This is a genomic window from Paenibacillus sp. UNC499MF (assembly GCF_900107975.1).
Lineage (GTDB): Bacteria > Bacillota > Bacilli > Paenibacillales > NBRC-103111 > Paenibacillus_F.
Map to the genome: position 1 here is coordinate 67,979 of NZ_FNVF01000004.1, position 19,978 is coordinate 87,956.

23 protein-coding genes are annotated in these 19,978 nt (G+C 47.7%); 15 read left to right on the forward strand and 8 right to left on the reverse strand.

Going from position 1 to position 19,978, the window contains the following annotated elements; translation table 11 throughout:
* Nucleotides 1–360 precede the first annotated feature (360 nt).
* The 3 genes from C4S74_RS11090 to C4S74_RS11100 all read left to right on the forward strand — a co-directional run bounded on the left by C4S74_RS11090 (nt 361) and on the right by C4S74_RS11100 (nt 1,915).
* Nucleotides 361–714, forward strand: a complete 354-nt coding sequence (locus C4S74_RS11090; RefSeq protein ID WP_103995395.1) for a hypothetical protein — start codon at nt 361–363, stop codon at nt 712–714.
* 136 nt (nt 715–850) lie between these two features.
* Nucleotides 851–1,417: a hypothetical protein gene (locus C4S74_RS11095; RefSeq protein WP_103995396.1), complete on the forward strand. Its 567-nt coding sequence runs from the start codon at nt 851–853 to the stop codon at nt 1,415–1,417.
* 90 nt (nt 1,418–1,507) lie between these two features.
* A complete protein-coding gene (locus C4S74_RS11100; protein WP_103995397.1) occupies nt 1,508–1,915 on the forward strand; it encodes a hypothetical protein in 408 nt (135 codons plus the stop codon).
* A gap of 146 nt (nt 1,916–2,061) precedes the next feature.
* Here C4S74_RS11100 and C4S74_RS11105 read toward each other — a convergent pair whose 3' ends face one another.
* From C4S74_RS11105 to C4S74_RS11125, 5 genes are read right to left on the reverse strand one after another with little or no spacing between them, the layout of a single operon-like run.
* The gene (locus C4S74_RS11105) at nt 2,062–2,358 is read right to left on the reverse strand and encodes a spore coat protein (protein ID WP_103995398.1); all 297 of its coding nucleotides are present in this window, start codon (nt 2,356–2,358) and stop codon (nt 2,062–2,064) included.
* Nucleotides 2,359–2,372: 14 nt separating this feature from the next.
* Nucleotides 2,373–2,576: a hypothetical protein gene (locus C4S74_RS11110; protein ID WP_103995399.1), complete on the reverse strand. Its 204-nt coding sequence runs from the start codon at nt 2,574–2,576 to the stop codon at nt 2,373–2,375.
* 31 nt (nt 2,577–2,607) lie between these two features.
* A complete protein-coding gene (locus C4S74_RS11115; protein ID WP_103995400.1) occupies nt 2,608–3,744 on the reverse strand; it encodes a zinc-dependent alcohol dehydrogenase in 1,137 nt (378 codons plus the stop codon).
* Entirely contained in the window at nt 3,741–4,127 is a 387-nt protein-coding gene (locus tag C4S74_RS11120; protein WP_103995401.1) for a spore coat protein, read from the reverse strand. The genes C4S74_RS11115 and C4S74_RS11120 overlap by 4 nt, the downstream gene beginning before the upstream one ends.
* Before the next feature lie 12 nt (nt 4,128–4,139).
* A complete protein-coding gene (locus C4S74_RS11125; protein ID WP_103995654.1) occupies nt 4,140–4,382 on the reverse strand; it encodes a spore gernimation protein GerQ in 243 nt (80 codons plus the stop codon).
* A 196-nt stretch (nt 4,383–4,578) separates the two neighbouring features.
* On the opposite strand from C4S74_RS11125, the gene C4S74_RS11130 reads away from it, so the two are divergent.
* The 12 genes from C4S74_RS11130 (at nt 4,579) to C4S74_RS11185 (ending at nt 16,662) form a co-directional block, all read left to right on the forward strand.
* A complete protein-coding gene (locus C4S74_RS11130) occupies nt 4,579–4,860 on the forward strand; it encodes a hypothetical protein (protein WP_103995402.1) in 282 nt (93 codons plus the stop codon).
* A gap of 149 nt (nt 4,861–5,009) precedes the next feature.
* A complete protein-coding gene (locus C4S74_RS11135) occupies nt 5,010–5,291 on the forward strand; it encodes a hypothetical protein (protein ID WP_146065492.1) in 282 nt (93 codons plus the stop codon).
* A gap of 265 nt (nt 5,292–5,556) precedes the next feature.
* A complete protein-coding gene (locus tag C4S74_RS11140) occupies nt 5,557–7,605 on the forward strand; it encodes a LuxR C-terminal-related transcriptional regulator (RefSeq protein WP_258042456.1) in 2,049 nt (682 codons plus the stop codon).
* 66 nt (nt 7,606–7,671) lie between these two features.
* Complete coding sequence (locus C4S74_RS11145; RefSeq protein ID WP_103995405.1) at nt 7,672–8,331, forward strand: DUF4386 domain-containing protein; 660 nt, start codon at nt 7,672–7,674, stop codon at nt 8,329–8,331.
* Nucleotides 8,332–9,134: 803 nt separating this feature from the next.
* On the forward strand, nt 9,135–12,194 hold the full coding sequence (locus C4S74_RS11150) for an AAA family ATPase (RefSeq protein WP_258042457.1): 3,060 nt from the start codon (nt 9,135–9,137) through the stop codon (nt 12,192–12,194).
* A 4-nt stretch (nt 12,195–12,198) separates the two neighbouring features.
* The gene (locus C4S74_RS11155) at nt 12,199–12,642 is read left to right on the forward strand and encodes a hypothetical protein (protein ID WP_103995407.1); all 444 of its coding nucleotides are present in this window, start codon (nt 12,199–12,201) and stop codon (nt 12,640–12,642) included.
* A gap of 215 nt (nt 12,643–12,857) precedes the next feature.
* Nucleotides 12,858–13,286 (forward strand): hypothetical protein, encoded by a 429-nt coding sequence (locus C4S74_RS11160; protein ID WP_258042458.1) that lies wholly within the window; start codon nt 12,858–12,860, stop codon nt 13,284–13,286.
* Between the two features lie 95 nt (nt 13,287–13,381).
* A complete protein-coding gene (locus C4S74_RS11165; protein ID WP_103995409.1) occupies nt 13,382–13,954 on the forward strand; it encodes a hypothetical protein in 573 nt (190 codons plus the stop codon).
* Nucleotides 13,955–14,077: 123 nt separating this feature from the next.
* On the forward strand, nt 14,078–15,088 hold the full coding sequence (locus tag C4S74_RS11170) for a hypothetical protein (RefSeq protein ID WP_103995410.1): 1,011 nt from the start codon (nt 14,078–14,080) through the stop codon (nt 15,086–15,088).
* A 97-nt stretch (nt 15,089–15,185) separates the two neighbouring features.
* On the forward strand, nt 15,186–15,461 hold the full coding sequence (locus C4S74_RS11175) for a hypothetical protein (protein ID WP_146065493.1): 276 nt from the start codon (nt 15,186–15,188) through the stop codon (nt 15,459–15,461).
* Between the two features lie 27 nt (nt 15,462–15,488).
* Nucleotides 15,489–15,947 (forward strand): SMI1/KNR4 family protein, encoded by a 459-nt coding sequence (locus C4S74_RS11180; RefSeq protein ID WP_103995412.1) that lies wholly within the window; start codon nt 15,489–15,491, stop codon nt 15,945–15,947.
* Between the two features lie 154 nt (nt 15,948–16,101).
* Entirely contained in the window at nt 16,102–16,662 is a 561-nt protein-coding gene (locus C4S74_RS11185; protein WP_103995413.1) for a DUF4303 domain-containing protein, read from the forward strand.
* A gap of 228 nt (nt 16,663–16,890) precedes the next feature.
* On the opposite strand, the gene C4S74_RS11190 is transcribed toward C4S74_RS11185, so the two are convergent.
* The 3 genes from C4S74_RS11190 to C4S74_RS11200 all read right to left on the reverse strand — a co-directional run bounded on the left by C4S74_RS11190 (nt 16,891) and on the right by C4S74_RS11200 (nt 19,928).
* Nucleotides 16,891–18,228 (reverse strand): MFS transporter, encoded by a 1,338-nt coding sequence (locus C4S74_RS11190; RefSeq protein WP_103995414.1) that lies wholly within the window; start codon nt 18,226–18,228, stop codon nt 16,891–16,893.
* 30 nt (nt 18,229–18,258) lie between these two features.
* Nucleotides 18,259–18,975: a purine-nucleoside phosphorylase gene (gene deoD / locus C4S74_RS11195; RefSeq protein WP_103995415.1), complete on the reverse strand. Its 717-nt coding sequence runs from the start codon at nt 18,973–18,975 to the stop codon at nt 18,259–18,261.
* A gap of 209 nt (nt 18,976–19,184) precedes the next feature.
* The gene (locus tag C4S74_RS11200) at nt 19,185–19,928 is read right to left on the reverse strand and encodes a GntR family transcriptional regulator (protein WP_103995416.1); all 744 of its coding nucleotides are present in this window, start codon (nt 19,926–19,928) and stop codon (nt 19,185–19,187) included.
* Nucleotides 19,929–19,978: the final 50 nt, after the last annotated feature.

Genomic DNA, 19,978 nt, shown 5'->3' on the forward strand with positions numbered 1-19,978 from the left:
AACCAGCCGCTTTACATTGGAAAGGCAAAATGCGCTTCGCAGAGCTTTGCTATGGCGGGACATTTATCGAAATGATACCGAACGAAAATAGGGGACCTGGAAATAGCCGGCCGAACCATTGACGCGATGAAAGCCGTTTACACCGAACTCGGATACGAAGTAGTTGAGCTTCCGCATTGCACAGCATCGAAGACCAAGCCGAATACATCCGGTTGAGCATACGCTGGCGAAGAATGATGAAGTGTTAGGCATTAGCAATGAAATGTAAGTAGAATGGTACGGGATCAAAAAGTGAGCATCGGATTAAGGGGAAACGGGAACGGTAGTTCCAATATACTGAAAAAAGAGGGGAAATGTAGCATGGGGGTTTCTGTTTATTACACTTGTATGAGAAATCATAACCTTACCAGCAGTGAGGAGCAAGAGATAACAGCCATCATTGATAAATACAATGCGGGTTTTGAAATGAAGGATATTGGAGAAACATTTTGTGTTTATGACTATGATCAGGATGAACCAACCGTGATCTTTGCAGGATCGACAAAGCTGCCCTCTTCAGATGATTTTGAAGTGATATTGAATGCGCTGTATTATTGGTTGACCTGTTTGACGTATATTAGAAGAAGTATTTCTAAGGGGGATTGGCATGTTCATCTAGATGATACAGATGCCATTTGGGATGAAGAAACGGGTTGGCAAATGCCACAATATTAGTACTCTTATTCCCAACAAAGTAATGGAGGGATCTTATTTAGGTACCGTTAGAAAAGGAGGATTCTATAATTCTCCTGCATGATTTGATTAAGTTGAATTTATAGCTTTGAGATAAAAGAGGAAAAAGGAGCTTTAAATGATCTGCAAATTTACAGAAGTGCTGAATGATCTGATAGACTATTTCATTCTCGGGGATATTTTGCTGCTGGAGAGCTGGAAACAGTCCAATCATCTTTCGGACAACTTAGCCATGGAGTTTACAACAAACGAAAGCGGCGATCATGCCGTGCTTGATGGTATCGTACTTCCAATGGCAGGGATTGAAAACTATCCCTATACAATTATATTTAATCTTTCTGGTGATACACCGGAGTTGTTGAGATCAGATAGCCATTTACAATTTAGACGTGGTGGTTATTCGCTTAAAGTTGAAAACAACATACTGATGCTGTTTACTTGGCGAATACTAGAACAATTCACTAACGAGAGAGTCAACGCTTTACTTAATCATTACCGGCAATACAAAAAGCCGATGATTGAAATTGAAAACGGCTGGTACAGCATAGAAGTATTGGGTGGAGAAACGTTGCAGGATTCATATTATGAACCCACATTTGAGTTTGTTTTGCAAAAGACAGAAAGGAAAGGGACAGCGGAAATTGACATCAATTTAGATTTTAAGATTGAAAGTACCACCTACTAAATAGAAAGTTTGCCAGCCCTCGCATCGGTAAAGCATTTAAGGGACGATCTTCATAAGGTAGACTATTCTGGAGATAAGGGAGCACGTGGTATGCTTAAACGGGTATTGGATAAAGAGAAAGATATCATTCGGGCGTTCGCAAAAGAGATTGTTGACTCCATCGCAGATGGACGATATGAGGAAATTGCTCAAAAAGTTGATGATATGCAGGATTGGGACGTTGAGCTATTAAAAGAGGTCATCGAGAGTTTTAAGGAAGATAATGAGTTGGGGCAGATCGATAGGTTTGATGTAGAATGTACCTTTAGGCCTGTTTATAAAGACGGCAGTGTTTATCAACAAGAATCCTTCTATTACTTTAACGATGGAAGCGGAATTGCTTACGAATATGCATTGACGACAAATGGCGAACCCAATGATTTGACTTTGAGTTTTGAGTTTCACTTTGAGGGTGACTCTCTGAGAGTCATTTTTAACAGTGGGATTACTGTACTTTAATGACATCGTATTTTATATGAAAAATATTGTTTTGGGTCAACCCAATTGAATTCGGGGAACATTTTATTCTACAGAGTCTTCGGCTAAAATCAAAAAACGCGCCTGAACCAGGGTGGTTTGCGCGTTTTGTTGGGACGAATACGGTGTCAGGACGGAATGTTCATAGCGGTCTGAATATTTTTCAAATCAAGCTGAATTTGCTCCGGAGTATGGTAGGGGTGGTATAGGCCCCGCTGCATCATGTAGTTGGTTATCTTTTCATGGGAGTCTATAGCTTCGTTGAGCTGTTTCATCAAAATTTGCTTGATTTCCGGGGTGGCACATTCGGTTACGGCCATGGCATAGTTTCTGACTCCGCTCTTGGCGTTCATCAAAAAATCCATTGCGATCACGTCGTCGGTCAACGTATCAAGCCCTGTCAAGTGTTCTAATAGGATGTTCATTGTTTCTATCTCCTTTAGGTTAGGGTCACTTTAGACAGCACTCCACCGAGCTCCTGAAGCTGCTGCTGTGATAATTGCACGTCTTGCTGTAAAATTTGCTTGAGCTCCGGGTCGGTTACCAGAGCTTGCATGGTTTTGGATTTGGTCAGGCAGACGGTCTTGAACGCAGCCATTTCATGAACCTCCAGCGTCTCATGCAAAGCGTAATTAGAATTCATTCGGATTTTCCTCCCCTGTATTTACCCGTACTCAGGGCTTTAAGATGACTTTGATGCAATTGTCCGTTTTCGTATCGAACTTTTCATAGCCTTGCTTGGCTTCACTAAGCGGAATGACATGCGTAACAATATCCCCAGGGTCTACTTTGCCCGATGTTACCAGCTCGTACATATACGGCATGTAGTGAATGACCGGGGCTTGTCCGGAACGGATATTCACGTTGCGCTGCATGATGTCGCCGAGCGGGAATCCGTTATAGCGTCCGCCGTATACCCCAGTGACTTGGATGGTCCCGCCTTTACGGACAGCCTGAGACGCAATGATAAATGCGCTCATGGTGCCGCCCTGCAGTTTCAAACCGCTGGCCAGAAATTCAAGATCGCTCATCTTGCCATCCATCCCTACCGCGTCAATCACGACATCGGCGCCGCCTTTGGTCATTTCCTTAAGATTGTTGCCGATATTCTTATCCTGTTCGAAGTTTACGATTTCCACATGGTTCGTTCGCTTCGCATGCTGTAAGCGGTAATCGACATAGTCTACGGCGATGACCCGCTTTGCTCCCTTCAGCCAGCAGAATTTCTGGGCCAGAAGTCCGACCGGACCGCAGCCCAGCACGATGACTGTATCTCCGTTCTTGACGCCGGCGTTATCTACGCTCCAGAATGCCGTCGTCATGGCATCGGCGATCAAGCTTAGCTTTTCGTCCGGTTGCTCGCAGTTTTCAGGAATCTTGAAGTGGGTAAAATTAGCAAACGGAACACGTAAATACTCAGCTTGCCCCCCGGGGTAACCACCGGTCGTTCCGGAGTAGCCGAAATAGGCGCCCATATCCCCGTTATCGTTTGAATTGTCGCATTGGCTTTCCAGCTGATTCTTACAATAGAAGCAGTCTCCGCATGCGATGTTGAAAGGGATGATCACTCGGTCGCCTTTCTTTACCTTGGTCACTCCAGAGCCTACCTCTTCTACAATCCCCATCGGTTCATGCCCGATTACATAGTTTTCCTGAAGGTTAGGGATCATCCCGTGAATCAGGTGAAGGTCCGAACCGCAAATGGCGGAACTGGTCACTCTTACGATCATATCGTCGGGTTTCTCAATCTTCGGATCCGGCACCTCTTTGACCACGACATTTTTAATCCCTTGATACGTTACCGCCTTCATGCTTTATGTCCTCCAATATGTTCATCTGGGGTCCGATCAAACATCCCTTTACGCGATGTATCCTCCGGGAACAAATTCATCTGCCCGATCATCACCGTATTGTTCGCTGAAAGCTGGTCGAGTTGGTACTGTTCGTTCAGCTCGTAAGGATGAAACCATTTTTTGCGAATCATAAGCTCCGAGATTTCCTGGTGCAGTGCAATCCCCTGCATTAGATGATTGCGCAGCAGTGCTCTTACATCGGGAGAAGCCGTTTCCGTCAGGGCGATGGACAAATTTCGTACACCCTCCTTGGCACGAATAAGGAAATCCATTGCGAATGTCATGTCTGCCATCTCTGGCATATTTAATGAATTAATCGGATCTAAATAATCGGTATTCATTGGCGCTCCCCTTTAATGAGTGATAGGTGTCGGGTTATTCGGAACAGGCGCTTGGAATGGAGCTCTTGCGTAGATGGCCTGGAGCTCGGCGATCTGTTGCGTGGATAATATGACGTCCTTCTGCATTAACGCTTTCAGCTCTTGGTCAAAGACCAAGCCTTGCATTAGTTTTGATTTAGCGAGACAGAGCGTTTTGAAGTTTAAGGCTTCATGCAGTTCCATCGATTCGTGTGGCGCTAGCGTTGGTTTATTCATTGAGAAATTATCCCCTTCCTTGCTTTCTTTCATCAAAGTTAGATTTTCCTACGCATTGGATTCCTATACTAAAATGGATTGCCGGAAATGTAGGTCCGAATATTCCCATGCAGTCGCAAGAATATAAACAAAATCTCAACCGCATACTTATTTCTGTTTAAGTTATTGATCTTTGCTCAGGGAAGGAGGAATCATCTTGCCCAATGAAAACAAAATTGGTCTAGCTACCGAAAATGCAAGAAAACCGGCAGAAGGTACACTTCACTCGAGCGGCAATACGCTGGAGAAGCATGCATCTAATGCGGTTTCTGATGCGCAAACGGCTTTAAATCAGGCAATAAACTCAATAAGTGAATCTAATGCGGCAACAAATTCACAAGCTTTGGAGACGGCCCGGCAGCATTTGACCCAAGCAGAGGAATTTTTAGATCAAGCGCAAACTTCGGCAAACGCATTACGTCTGCCGGACCAACAATAAAACAGTAGCTTTGGTAGTGGCAGAGATTCTCCTTCTTTTTCGGATACACTTGGAATCAAGCTCACTAATGTCGAGGTATGGTCGCCATATACACGGAGAGGCACCGACGAACGCGCTTGATTTACCGGACCAGCGCAGCGAATTATGACATGGGAAAGGGGCTGTCCCAAAAGTTTTTTTGGTTTTTTGCCCTAACAAAACGAAGCCTTCAATTCCACTTTAATAGTGGTTTTGAAGGCTTCTTCAATATAATTCTGGAACTGGCCCACTGCACTATATTCTTTTGGGACAGTGGGGGATTTGCCGTTTATGACAAGAACGGAATACCTGTGAACTTTTCAAAGGCAACTAACAATCATTCCATAGTACTGCCTGAAGATGGGATGATCGTTTTTGGCGGGAAGGCGGATATTGAATTAAAGACTAAATAGAATAAGAAAAATGACTGGAGAGCTGATGTTCATCCGGTCTTTTTTAATAACTTCATAAGACAAACCCCTACTCCGTTGCCGTTCCTTCCGCCGCGGAGAACCCTATCCTAAGTGACGAAAATTTGCTTAGGAAAAGGCATACCTTGCCGGGAGTTGTTATAATAGATCCATGTTAACTCCTATAATCGCCTCCAAGTTATATATCCCTGCGCCTCGGTCGAAAGCGGTACTGCGCCAAAGATTAACCGAAAGGCTGAATAAGGGCTTGCACCGAAAACTGACCCTTATTTCGGCCCCCGCGGGCTACGGCAAAACGACTTTAGTCTGTGAATGGATAGCTGGCTGCGACCGGCCGGCCGCATGGCTTTCCCTTGAACAAGGGGACAACGAACTTACGCGTTTTTTGACTTATATGATCTCCGCTCTTCAGACCCTATCGGGGAATATAGGAGAAGGCGTACTTTCCGTACTTCAATCACTTCAATTGGCATCGACAGAGTTGGTGCTTACGGCTCTTCTAGATGAACTCACGGCTATGCCGTCTCCTTTTATCCTTGTCCTTGACGATTATCATGCGGCGAGTTCGAAAGAGGTCGACGAAGCTCTAATGTTCCTGCTGAGCCACCTTCCCAAACAGATGCACCTAGTGATAACGACTCGCGAAGACCCTGCAATTTCTCTGCCGCGATTACGGGTTCTGGACCAAATAACCGAGCTGCGCACTGCCGACATTAGATTTACGTTTTCGGAAGCCGAAGCTTTTTTTAATCATGTAATGAACCTCAATCTCTCGACAGATCACATAACCGAGTTTCAATCACTCACCGAAGGGTGGGCTGCGGGTCTGCGCTTGGCTGCGATCTCCATAGAGGAAGATCAGGACGCCGGTCAACTCCTCCAGTCTTTCACAGGCAATCACCATTTCGTGTTGGATTATCTGGTAGAAGAAGTACTGCAGCGACAGCCCGAAAACATACAGGCTTTTTTATTGCAAACTTCCCAACTCGACCGGCTTTGCGGACCGTTATGCGATGACCTGTTACTTGATCCTAAGGTAGCCGGTAAGGAAATGTTAATCGATCTGGAACGTAAAAATTTGTTCGTCATTCCTCTGGATAAAGAACGGCGTTGGTATCGTTATCATCATTTGTTCGCGGATATTCTTCGTAAAAAGTCGCTGGATAACTATGGTGCGGACCATATCGCAGAATTGCACAAACGAGCGAGCACCTGGTACGAAGGCAGCGGATTCGAGCTCGATGCGTTCCGTCATGCCATAGAAGCGGGGGATATAGAACGAAGTTCACGTCTGCTTCAAGGCAGCGGGATGCCGCTGCATCTGCGAGGGGCTGCCAGAATGACGCTCAACTGGCTGGAGTCGCTGCCTGTCAATGAGCTGGATGCCAGACCCGAATTATGGGTGTTTTATGGTTCCGCTCTATTGATTGCCGGTAAGCCGACAGGGGTTGAACACAAGCTCCAAGCGGCAGAGGCGGCCATGGAGGGCATGGAACAAGACGCCGGTATCAGGGACATGATCGGATGGATTGCGGCGACCCGTGCTACACTGGCATCTTTAAGCTTGACCGATAGTCACGACCTTGCCGAACTAAATCTTCAATCAGCCGAAGAGGCTTTGCAAGACACGGAGCTTGAAGACAAGACCGAGGGGCTTGTCGGATTGATTGGGTCTGCACGGAATGCGGAGGTAAGAGGAACCAACGGAATAGATGATGTTATCGCCCAATCACGCCGCGCGCTTGCCTATCTGCATCCGGATAACCTGCCTGCCCGGACGGCATCCGCCTGGATGCTGGGCGTGGCTTGCCAGCGACGGGGAGATTATGCCGGTGCATGTGAAGCCTATAACGAAGTCATATCGAACTGCCTAAAGATTGATCATCAACTGATGGCTGTAACGGCCATGATTGGATTCGCTCAAATCAGGGAAGCGGAAGGGCGGCCCGATCTGGCGGCAGAGCGTTACCGGACGGCCCTGAAGCTGGCCGGTGATCTGCCGCACCCTGTAATTAAAGAAGCTCAAACGGGTTTGGAGCGCGTGAACCGCGTCCTTGAGGACGGAATGAGGGGCAGCCGGATTGAGCCGCTCAGCCAACGCGAAATCGAAGTGCTGGAGCTCATAGCCCAGGGACTCTCCAACCGGGAAATCGCCGAGAAGCTTTTCCTGGCCTTGGATACGGTGAAAGGACACAACCGAAGAATTTTCGAAAAGCTTCACGTGCAGCGGCGCACGGAGGCGATCGCCCGCGCCCGTGAGTTAAATTTGTTCACGAACACCCCTAAACCACACTAAAGTGTCTACAGGCCGATTCCTCTTCGAGCTATACTGCAAATAAATAGCTCAGAGAGGGGATAAGGCATGAGAAAAGCTGAAAGAGCGGCAGGGGTGTTATTTTTGTTGTCGACGGCTGCATTCCTGATTGGAAGCGGGATATTGGATCCTATTTTGCATCGGACTGATTTACTCAGCAGTATGTATTCCGAACGAACAAGCGTGTTTACGGGGTTGCTCTTGGAGTTGATCAATGCCATCGCAGTTGTGGGGATTGCCGTGCTGCTGCACCCGATATTAAAGAAACATCATGAAACGTTTACGATGGGGTACTTCGCTTCCCGGGTTATGGAGTCTGCCTTGCTTATTTTGAGCTTATTAGGACCGCTTGTTCTCCTTGCGTTGAGCAATAAATCCATATCGGGTGGAACCTCCGACGATTCCTATTTGCAAATGATGGGGAATTTAGCGGTGGACGTTCATTTCCTGTTATTTGACATGGCCATGATTGCGCTGAGTTTAGGCAGCTTGTTGTTTTGTTATATCCTCATTCGATCGAGACTGGTTCCACGATTATTGTCCATCATTGGCCTGATTGGATATACGGGACTGTTGGTAAGCAGCTCTCTGTCGATCATCGGCCTGGATTTAGGAAACGTTCTCTATATTCCTGGAGCGATATTCGAAATCGTTCTACCGGTCTGGCTTATCGCTAAGGGATTTAATTTGCGCACGGAGGAAAACTGATTTGTGGAAATGAGAATGAGTAAGTTTTCCTCAGACATAACTCTAAACAAGCCTGCCCAGTGGCGGGCTTTTGATGTTCTACTAGACTGGAATTATTACATACACATTCCATAGATTGAAAGCAAAACTAGCAGAGGCATAGTATAATATAGGAAAAAAGTATGAGTAATAGGCCGCAGGGGGTAACGGGAAGTATGAGAATCAACCGAAGAAATATGTTGAAAGCGCTCAAATTTCTTTTTCCTGAGTATCAACTTGTTGAACTGATTCGGGAAGAAGGATTTTTCGATAAAAAAGAAGCCCCTCCAGCTCCAACGAGACAAGCGCAGCCGACGCAACCCTATCATAGAGGCTCGGGAGTCAGAAGTGCAGGTCCGAACTATTCCGGGCAGACCGCAGCGGGACGGAACGTTACTTCATCGACTTCCCGCCCTACTCAGACCCCAGCCCGTGCGTCACATGGAGAAGGCCGGAATGACGCGCAGAGCGATTTATCTCCCAAGCAATTGGACCAATTGTTCCGGGAAGCAGGAAAGAACGTTAATAGTCATGTAATGGGACAGCCGCTGTTCGTCGACGATTTGGTTGCGGGGTATAAGCAGGGATATATGAATGGGCGCCAAAGTAATAAGCCAAGGAACGTGATCCTACTGGCCGGGGCCCCGGGAACGGGCAAAAAAACAGCTTTGGAATGGCTGGTTCGGGAGATATATGCACGCGGACTAACATCCGGGCCACATCTTTCGGAAATTGATTTACAGCGTTATGAGGCCGATGAACTATCAGGAAATTTTATCAGTGATATGGCGGAGGCTTTCCAGCATTCCGAGGGCACGGTGTTGTTCCGCGGGATCAAAGGGGCTGACCCGGCTTTTATCAGCCTAATCGCCAAGCTTGCCGGGGAAGGCAGCTTCCGAACCAAAGAAGGGGTTCGCATCAGCGCCGCCGATTATTTCATCGTGTTCTATGTCGATGAACATGCAGAGAGAGAAAGCGAATATGGGCAAGTTCCGGCCGTGCTGGCAAAGCTTCTCCCCGTGTCTATCTTACAAACTGTCCTTGCATCGGCAATATCGTCACCGATAGAGCGGGAGACGATGAAGCAGATCGCCGAGATCTTACTCGGGAAAGCGATAGAAGATCTGTCAAGGGATATGCAGACAAAGATTGCCGTCCATCCTTCCACGTATGAGGCGCTGGCCGATATAGCCGCAGCCAATAAAACGTTCGGCGAGGCTGTGCAGCACTGGATTGATAAGGAGCTCATCCCCATATTATCTGGTCTGCGGGCCCGTAATGAGATTCGTGGCAATGAGAGTGTACGAATCCATTTCAAGAACGGTTCTTTTGTTGTGGCGTCGAATTCGTTTGAAATCCCGATCAAAGCCGTATCTTTCGTTCGTCAGGAGTCGATTGACGATGTTTTGGAGGAATTAAATGCGCTAACGGGTCTGGAACCTGTTAAAAAGTTCGTCTACGAGCTGATGGAAACGGTCCAGGTTAACCGGCTGAGGGCCAGGGAAGGCGAGGGCTCTGTGGCAATGTCGCTTCACATGGTGTTTACCGGGAATCCGGGAACCGGTAAAACGACGGTCGCCCGCTTGATCGGACGCATTCTGAAGGCGCTCGGTTTACTGCCGCAAGGTCAATTGATCGAAGTGACAAGACAGGATCTTGTCGGACAATATGTGGGCTCTACCGCTCCGAAAACGATGGCACAAGTCAATGAGGCCTTGGGAGGCGTATTGTTCATCGACGAGGCATACACGCTCGCCCGTCACGACCACGATACGTTCGGCATCGAAGCGATCGACACGATTGTCAAGGCGATGGAGGACCACCGGGATCAGCTTGTTGTCGTGCTGGCAGGGTATACCCAGGAGATGGAGACTTTTCTGCGGTCGAATCCGGGTTTGCGCTCCAGATTTCCATTCATCGTGGAATTCCCGGATTACAAGGCGGCAGATATGCTGGACATTATGATTCAGATGGCGAGCAAGAACGGTTTCCGGATAGAAGAGGACGCTTACGAGGGTTTAATCGAGCTGTTCGATCAACGGCAAATCCCCGGCCGCAACGACAGCGGCAACGGCCGGCTTGTCCGCAATTTGTTCGAGGAGGCGGTCCGCAAGCAGGCGACCCGGCTTAGAGAGCTGATGTCAGGGGCAGCTGCAGCTGCAGACTTGCAAGTATTGACCGGGGCAGACTTCGGGATCGGGGAGAAGGAAGCCTTTAATATCGAGAATGAGCTCGCCGGAATTGTCGGATTGGAGAAGGTCAAACTATTCGTCCGAACGTTAGAGAAACAGCTTATTGTTGATCGAAGGCGGAAGGAAGCCGGGATTCATGTCGACACCGGGCAGACTCTCAACATGATTTTTTCGGGGAATCCCGGTACGGGCAAGACGACGATGGCGCGGCTGGTGGCAGGGATGCTCCGGTCCATGGGCTATTTGAAAAAAGGACACCTCGTTGAGGTGGACCGGTCCGATCTGGTAGCGGAATACGTCGGCCAGACGGCCAATAAGACCAAGCTGGTTGTCGAATCTGCTCTCGGCGGCGTGCTCTTCATCGACGAAGCCTATGCGCTTGCGCAGGATGGCGTGCAGGGCGGGGGCTTCGGTAAAGAAGCGATCGATTCCTTGGTTCGTCTTATCGAGCTGCATAAAGACAACCTAGTTGTCATTTTGGCGGGATACACGGAAGATATGCAGCGGTTTGTTCAAGTAAATCCGGGTCTGTCCTCGCGCTTCCCGCTGCAAATCGAGTTTCCCGATTATACGGCAGGGGAAATGCAGCAAATCGCTTCGATTATGGTGAAGGCGCGTGGCTTCAGCTTAGCTCCGGGTGTAGCGGGTTTACTCGAACCCTATTTTAACGGGAAGCAAATCCCGGGCAGAAAGGACGGGGGCAACGGCCGGCTCGTCCGTAATACGCTGGAGGGAGCGATACGCAAGCAAGCGGAACGATTGGCCGATCACCCCGATATTGCGGCGGATCGGTTAAATGAGCTGACTGTAGAGGATTTTGGATTGTCGGTACCTGTTGACCTTGCGGTGAAGCAGGCGAGTGCGCTTGGAGCGCTCGACGACGTTGTCGGTCTGTCCTCCGTTAAGGAATTTGTGAGAAGCCTATCGGCTCAAATTGAGGTGGCCAAGCGCCGTGAAGAGTTGGGGCTGCCCAAGGCTTCCGCTCAAGCCCTTCATATGGTGTTTAAGGGAAATCCGGGAACCGGCAAAACGACCATTGCCCGTATTTTGGCCCAGCGATTTAAAGAATTGGGCGTGACCAAGGCCGACACGCTGGTAGAGACGGATCGTTCCGGCCTGGTTGCCGGTTATGTGGGGCAAACCGCGCTCAAGACGAAAGAAGTTATCGAGCGCGCTCTGGGCGGAATCCTGTTTGTGGATGAGGCTTACGCTCTGGCGGAAGGGGATCAATTCGGACAGGAAGCGATCGATACGCTAGTCAAGGCCATGGACGATTACCGGGACAGGCTCATCGTGATATTGGCCGGCTACGACGAAGATATGGAGCGTTTCTTGAACCGCAATGCGGGGCTCCGCTCCAGGTTTCCCAATATGATTACTTTCCCCGACTATACAGCCGGAGAAATGCTGCAAATTGCCCGTCTCCTGGTAAAGGCGCAAGGGTATGTGATCGTCCCTGAAGCGGAAGCCGCGCTGCTCTCCATTTTGGAGACCTATGAAGGAGATAGGACCGCAGGCAATGGACGGCTTGTTCGCAATTTGGTCGAGAAAGCGATTCGAGGCCACGCCTTGCGTATGAGCATGAAGGCCGATGCCACAGCCGAGGAATTGTCCGCATTGATGCCTGAAGACTTTCAAGGAAAGACGGGGTGATGGAATGAATGTCCTGAAATGGCTGCTTGCTCTCTTATTTTTTCATCCCCTCATGATCGGGGTTATTTTCCTTACGTTTCTCATGCCTTTCATGATATATGCCGATCTAAATAATATTCTGGTAAACGAGGTTCCGGTCGCTGGTGGCGGTGTGATCGTACTTAGCCTTTTCGCTTTTTTTATTTATTTGACCATGAGGGTCAAATTTTTAGGTATCCCCTATCGTAAAATTACGATCTTGCTTCCAGCCTTGCAAATGCTCATTTATACCAGCTTCGCTCTATCGGTAGGAGTTATCATTCTCAACAAATGGGCGGACGAGGGGCTTTATTCCAAAGGATGGGCCATTACGCTTCTGCTGCTTGCGATTACGGCTATCCGATTATGCATGTCTCTGCTGTACTGGAAATACCCGGTTGTTCGGCGGACAAATCGATATAAGGAATAGTGAGGAGAAGGAAATTGACAGATCACCGACAAGATGAGCAAAGACCGAAGTCAAACGAGCCCGACCCATATGAGCTTCGGCAAACGGAAAATGAGGATGTCCCTAAGGAATTTACAGGGGCGTCAGACAATCGTAAGTCATCTTCTAACGGAAAAAAAGGAAATAAGCAACGATTTTGGATCGGAATTACGGCGCTTATCACGTTTGGGATGTTCATGTATTTCCAAGGTCCAAACGGCAGTATAAAAGATGTTCAATCGAATGGTATCGGTAAAGGGATGAAGGCGGGTATCCAACTGGTCGCGGCCGATGATTCGGCGGGACTCGAAGCCAGGGATTTCAACATTGAGATGAAGAAAAATACGACGACAGGCCGCATGCTGATCTGGGATTTCGCCGCGGAAGACGGCGATGTCGTTACGGTGAAGGTAGACGGCAATATTCTTCAATCGAACATAACTATCATGCACAGCCCGGTGGCGCTTGATATTCCGATTCCAAGCGTGGTTGAAATTACAGGTGTCAAGGACGGCGGAGGCGGGATTACATACGGGGTTAAGTTCCCCGGAGCCGTTCAGAATAACGCTTATTTCAATGCGGCGCCGGTAGGCTCCTCTAACGTCTATACGATAACCGGGCAGTAGGGAAAGCGCTAACCATAATGGAAATAAGAGACATAGATAGCACCGTAGGATATGAACAAGAACTAGCGGGAAAGACCATTCGAGGAGGCCGTCACGTGGGAAGATCATTTGCAAATTTGCATATCAAGTCGGGAAACCTTGAGAAGACTGTCGAAGCATTAAGAGAGCTGAGCAAAGCGCATGGCCATGTTTTAGGCAAACGAAATAATGAGGCTCAAGCGACCAAAGATGTCATGTATATAAGCAAAAGCAACGAGAACTGGATCAGCGTGCTCCACGACTATTTTGTATGGGGTACGGTGAAGAAGGCCGGCAAAGCGTTGTCCCAGCTTATCGAGGGGCCGGTAATGACCGCCTCATACATGAATGAGGAAATATTCGAGTTGTCGATTTTCGAGAATGGAGAGATAGTGGGTGAAAGAATCTTTTGTGAGCAGTGGACGAGGGAAGAATATGAACAACTGAAAGAAGAGCGCATGAATGATGACTACCTGCGGAAAGCGTTGGATATTTCTAATGAGGATTTTGACGACTTAATTAGCATTACGAGTCCGGCCCAAGCCGTAGATAAGCTGTCCGAACTCGTGGGAGTGTCTTTATGGAGTGATTCGGAGTGGATACCGCACGAAGAAACTCTCAGAGAACAATTTGAGAAATATATATTTTAAGATGCTCTGAAGGAACAAAACCGTCTGTGCGTATAAGCCAAGATGCGATTTACGATTTGAGCAAATCGTGGATTTTCAGCAAATATGAACTTGTGATCGATGGCAATTAGGGAGGGTTTATGAATGCGTAAGATATGGAAAAGAAGGATTCTGATCGATAACCCTGCTGCGCTGGACCGGGTTCAGATCGAGCAGGACTTGCACAGCGGCAACCAAGTGATTGTCCAGTTCTCTCACCCGGATTTTTATGGCTCCATCCTGGAAGAAGTGGATGAGCTCTGCGCGCGCTGGAATGAGGATTTCGGAGTACGTTTCTACGCCCACTATTCTCTGTCTTTCGATTGCCATACTCTCTTGCGGATTCCTCATGTCAAAATGCTGCAGCTTAATAGTCTCGTTCAGGCACATAACACAGAAGCATTGGCCAAGCTGGACAACCTGTCCAGTTTAAGTTTGGAGATATACGAGCTGGAGAATTCGGAAATTCTCGGGATGGATACGCTGCGTTCTCTTAAAATTTTAAACGTTATCTTCGATAAAAAGACCCTTAACCTGCAATATTTTAAAGAATTCTCTTGTCTGGAAGAGCTGCATGTAGGGGGCAAGGTTAAAAACCTTGATGCCATCGGTTATCTGGAGGATTTGAATTATCTCGCGCTGCATTCGATCAGCAAACTGCCGTTACATTTTATTAACCGGCTGAGGAAGCTGAAGCACCTTCGCATTTTGCTTGGAGGCCGGGAGCATATTCAGGAAATTGAAGAGAATGAAATCGGGGATCTGGAGATCGTTAGAGTCCGCGGTTTTCATGACCTGACCAATATTACGGCCTTTCAAGCGCTGAATAGGCTGGTTATTGAGGATCAGATCCAACTGCAAGAAATCAGCTTTGATCAGGAAATGAAGGCACTGGAGGAGCTGTCTATCCGGAATTGTAAAGGCTTGTCTCGCTTGACGGGATTGGAGCGACTGCCTGTGCTGCACAAGCTTCGCCTTTTAAAAACGGCAATCGATTTTGATTCCTTTATCAATCAGAAACTTCCGAATTCCTTATCTTCAGTGGAGTTTGCGACTTTCAAAAGTAAAGCAGACCGGGAAATACAACAATCTCTATTAAAATTGGGTTATCAATAAAAGGATTAGTCTTGGCGGCCGCTTCGTTTCTCCGGAATCCCTGTGCTTTCCGGTTAAGTTGACTTAAGTATAACTAAGGAAGATGGGGGCCGAAATCATGGTTGCGTTAAAGTTTATCTGTACCTGGATATTGCTCGTTGCATCATGTTCGGCGGTATGGTGGAGCTTCAGAACAGAAAAGCTTATAACGGTCTCTTGGCTGGCGTTTCTGCTTCCCGCCGTCTTCCAGTTCGCGGCCGCTTTTCGGATCGGCCCCGGCCAAGCGAAGTCGCTGATCGTTTTCGGCTGCATAAATCTTGTGCTTACTGCCCTTGTGGGTGTGGCTGTCTGGTACCTAGTCCAAGTGGCTAATGCGTATAAAAGAGGCAAATGATTCGTATAGGAAGAGAGGACCGAACTTATGTATGAGCGTTTGGCAGAAAAACTGAAAACGACTTCCGCACTAAAATGGTTTCCTAACCGTGGTGCGGAAGAGAGCTGGATAGCGGAAGTCGAGGAAGAATTAGGATTTCCCCTGCCGCCATCTTATCGCTGGTGGCTGGTTCATTACGGTAATGCCCGGTTAAGTGGCGGGAATATTCTAACGATCGCTCCTCCGGAATACAGAGAGGACTATGACGGCGACCTTCTTTACATCCATAGACTGAATAAAGCCGAGGAGTGGTGGGTAGACCGGTTTCCCCACAGACTGGACTTGTTCGTGCCGGATAGCGACGAGCTTTACTATTTTGATACGTCTACTAGAGATGAACAGGGAGAATTTCCGATCATGTGTTATGATCTTATGAATGATATGATCGACAAGTATGCTTCCACGTTTGCGGAGTTTCTGGAACGGCTGATTGACGAGCGTTCTTAAATAAATGATAAGCAGGCTGGAAGCTGCGCGCTGCCGCCGGCTGGATTTGAGATCCGCCGCGCCCGGGCGATCTTGGCTCGATTGAAGGCGAAATAAGGCTGGCGCAACTAGAAGACGGCTTGAGCTGATCGACCAACGGAAAGGAGGGCCTTTCATGAAGCCGATGCAAGAAATAGAGAGGCTGGCGATAGAGATCGCCGATGCTGCCAGAACGTCTTTTCGCGCTCTTTTTGAAAATGGTGAACGTTATTATTACTGTACGCTCTATACTACAGGCGAGGGACATGCGCCAAGCATCTCTGCCTGGTCGTGGGAAGCTTTGGAAATGGAATCGGCCAGACAAGGAGACGAAAGTGGCACACCGGGATCGACGATTGCGGAACTCATCAAATGGTCCTATGCCGATTCGCCCTATTGTTGTTTCGGGGATGAGAACTTCGATCACGTTAAACAACGATTTATGGAGCGTCCTATCCTTGGGGATCTTGCAAATGACGAGGGGAACCGCGAGTTTGATTTGAGGCTGAAGGCCATGGAAATGGCGATGAAAATGCTCGATGATGAAGGCGTGTTTGCCTTGAATCAACCGCGGGAGTCAGTATGCGTCCTTGTCGAAGTCATGCCGCCGGATGAGATCAATACTGAAATCGCCCTGCGTCTGAACCGGGCGGACTCTCAGGCTATGCAGGTATGGCTGGCGGAAGCGGCGGAGTAGAAGCATCCGCTTCGGGAACTCTGGCGTCTATTACGTTTCGACTAATATGATGCTTAAGCAGAGTTTAAGCCTTGCAGCTCTAGGGAACATGCTTTTCGTTTCCTCAAGAAGAACGTTTAAGAAGAACCGTTCAAGGAGAGCGACTTCATGAGCGCAGGAGATACCTAAAACGCCCAAAACACCTCCCAAAAGGAGGTGTTTTGACTTTTTAAGCTAAAGGTATGTTACTTACTTAGACTCCGTGAGCCGGCCTACAAGCAGCCCATACATCAATAGAGCGAACAAGGTAATTGCAGCAAGGATCCATAACACCGTTCCGAAAGAGACTGCATCCATGAGGGACGCGGTGTAGGTGATGCCGATGGAAACGGCCACATTCAACACCAGGTTATAGAACCCGATGGCGGTTCCCGATCTTTCTACGGGAATGGAGCGGATACACGAATCCAGCATAGGCGCGTACATGAAAGCGAAGGACCCCGAGAACAGCAGCATGGAGAGAACATATACAAGAACTGAGCCTCCGATAAGGCCGGGTAAAGCCAGGCTGCATACGATAATGATCATAGCGATGGAAACCGCTTGCTTATTGGTCAATACTTTTGCTATTTTTCCTGACAGAGATCCGACCAGTATCGCCGTTACATAACCGGGTATCAGCAGCAGTGAGATCGTGTCGAGCTGGAGATTATACATTTTCTGAAGCAGGAACGGGAAAATAAAGATGTAGCCCAGTTGAACGGAATAAATCACAAAGGCGATGGCAAGAACCGCCGCAAATCGTTTATTTTGGAAAAAGGAAATTCCGATAAACGACTTCTTGCTCTTGCTGATATAGCCAAGAAATAGTGCGGCTGCGGCTATGAAAATCACAATAAAAATCCAGTTGAAATCCGTTAAATACATCATGACTGAAGTAGTAATGGCGGATATTAGAAGCAGTCCGATAAAATCAACATGACTCTTCCGGGATTGTTCCTTCGGCAAATATTTAAGAATGAAGGGAAGCAGGATTAAGGACAGCAGCGGGATTAAGAATAACGTGGACCAATTTAAATAGGTGGACACGTAACCTCCCGTAATGGAACCGATAACAAGAGAAAGCGAATAGCTGCTTGTGCTGAGTCCGAGGAACTTTTTCTGCTCCTCTTTGGGCAGGTGTTTCGTTACATAGATCACATATAAAGTTTCAGCCGCGGCCAGCCCTGCTGTCTGGATCAAACGGGCAATAATAACGAGCAGATAAGAGTGTTGAAAAATAAAACCGATAACAGAGCCGATGCAGATTAAGATAATCCCTGCACTTAGCAGCTTTCTGATACTGATCGTGTCCGCCAAAGAGGCATAGATGACAGCGCCGATTCCAATCACAAGTCCGGCCAATGAGGCTTGCCAGCTGACCGCAGCCGCCGAGATTCCCAGATCTTCGGCTATAGCTACCGAAACCAGCTTGAATGAGTTATCGACGATCAAGGCAAAAACGAAAAAGAGCAAAATGACAGGCACAGCCCTTTTCGCGTGAAAGGATGGGGTAGTTTGCGGTGTTTGTTCAGTTATTGCAGCCATTAGCCACATTCCTTTCTTGGGATGGAAGGATTAAGCAAGTTCCAGTGCAATTTCCATCATTTTAGTGAAAGCTGTCTGTCTCTCTTCAGGCGTCGTGGATTCATGTCTGAAAATATGATCGCTGATCGTCAAGATGCAGAGTGCGTTAACGCCCGCATGAGCCGCGTTCATATACAAGCCGGCGGATTCCATCTCGGCGCATAGAATGCCCATTTCACTCCATTTCTTCAGCGCCGTTGGGTCCGCATTATAGAAGATGTCACTGGAGAGCACATTGCCTACATGAACCTTCTGTCCCTGCGCATCCGCTATTTTCTTGGCTTTTTCCAACAGCTCAAATGAGGCCGTAATCGAATAGTGACCGGGAAGATTGTACTGGTGTCCATAATTGGAATCGGTTGCAGAACCCATTGCGAAAACGATGTCATACAGGTTCAAATGATCTTGAATCGCCCCGGCGGAACCGATTCGGATGAGATTCTTAACACCGAATACATGAATCAGCTCCCATGAATACAGGCTCATGCTTGGAGTTCCCATTCCGGTTCCCATCACGGATATTTTTCTGCCCTTGAAAGTTCCCGTGTAGCCCAGCATACCGCGGACTTCATTGAACTGGACGACATTCTCCAAAAAGTTCTCTGCAATAAACTTCGCTCTTAAGGGATCGCCCGGCAATAGAATCGTCTCGGCGATCTCCGCTCCTCCAGGTTGGATATGCGGCGTTTCTTTAGGGGATATACTCATTTTAAATCTCCCTTTCTTTACAAAATGGTATAGTTGTATATTAAGTTGTCTAATTTGTACACAGATAAAGTACCATACATCGCATTCTTTTATCAACTTATTTTTTCTGGATAAATTTCGAATATTCTATTCTTTAGGGAGTCTGTTATGCAAAAAGGGCAGTGATCTCTCCTTTATGGAGAAACCACTGCCCTGCAGTTGGATACGTCCTATTTCCTCGAAGCGTTGATCACAATCCGGCTAAATTCTTTAGGAATATAATATTTATTGTATACGATAGGGTATTGTTCATTTACATACAGACTTTCCAGCAGCAAGTCACACCCCTCGGAGGCATTAAGTTCAAATTTTTGAGAGGAGGTATTCATCACCGTGGAATGTTTGACCTCCACCGTTGCGGAATTAGCCAACTCATATACTTTATTCTCCAGCATGTCCAACAGCTGCTTTTCATTTTGGAGGTCCAGGTTCAGTTCGGTAACGGCCTCAATTGCCATAAAGGTAAAGCCGAAAGCCACCGCCTGTCCTTTACTCATATACCAGCGCTCAACGGCTACCACGGCCGTGGCTTTCCTTTTCAGGACCTCTTTGGTGTAGTCACTTTCCAAGTCCAGTCTGAACTGGATGTCGACATGGTCAATGTCTTCTGTATGGCACTTATAAATAGGGTTTCCGATTTTATCCAGCCCGTCGTTTCTCTGCACCATCCGAGATTGGGTAACAAAGTTTCCTTTACCGTGAATACTTTTTACCAGCCCGTCATCCTGCAAGAGAGCTAATGCCTGTCTTAACGTCATTCTGCTTACGTCGAACATTTTGGCAAGTTCAGGTTCAGTAGGCAATTGACTGTTGGAGGGGAACACACCGTTCATGATTTTATTGAAAAGTTCATTGTATACGGTAAGGTATAGCGGTTGTTTTACTTTGGCTGGAGGTTCCGGCTTTATTTCCATCGGTCCACACACCTGTTCTCTAAATTCATCCGTTAGGGCTTATTATATCA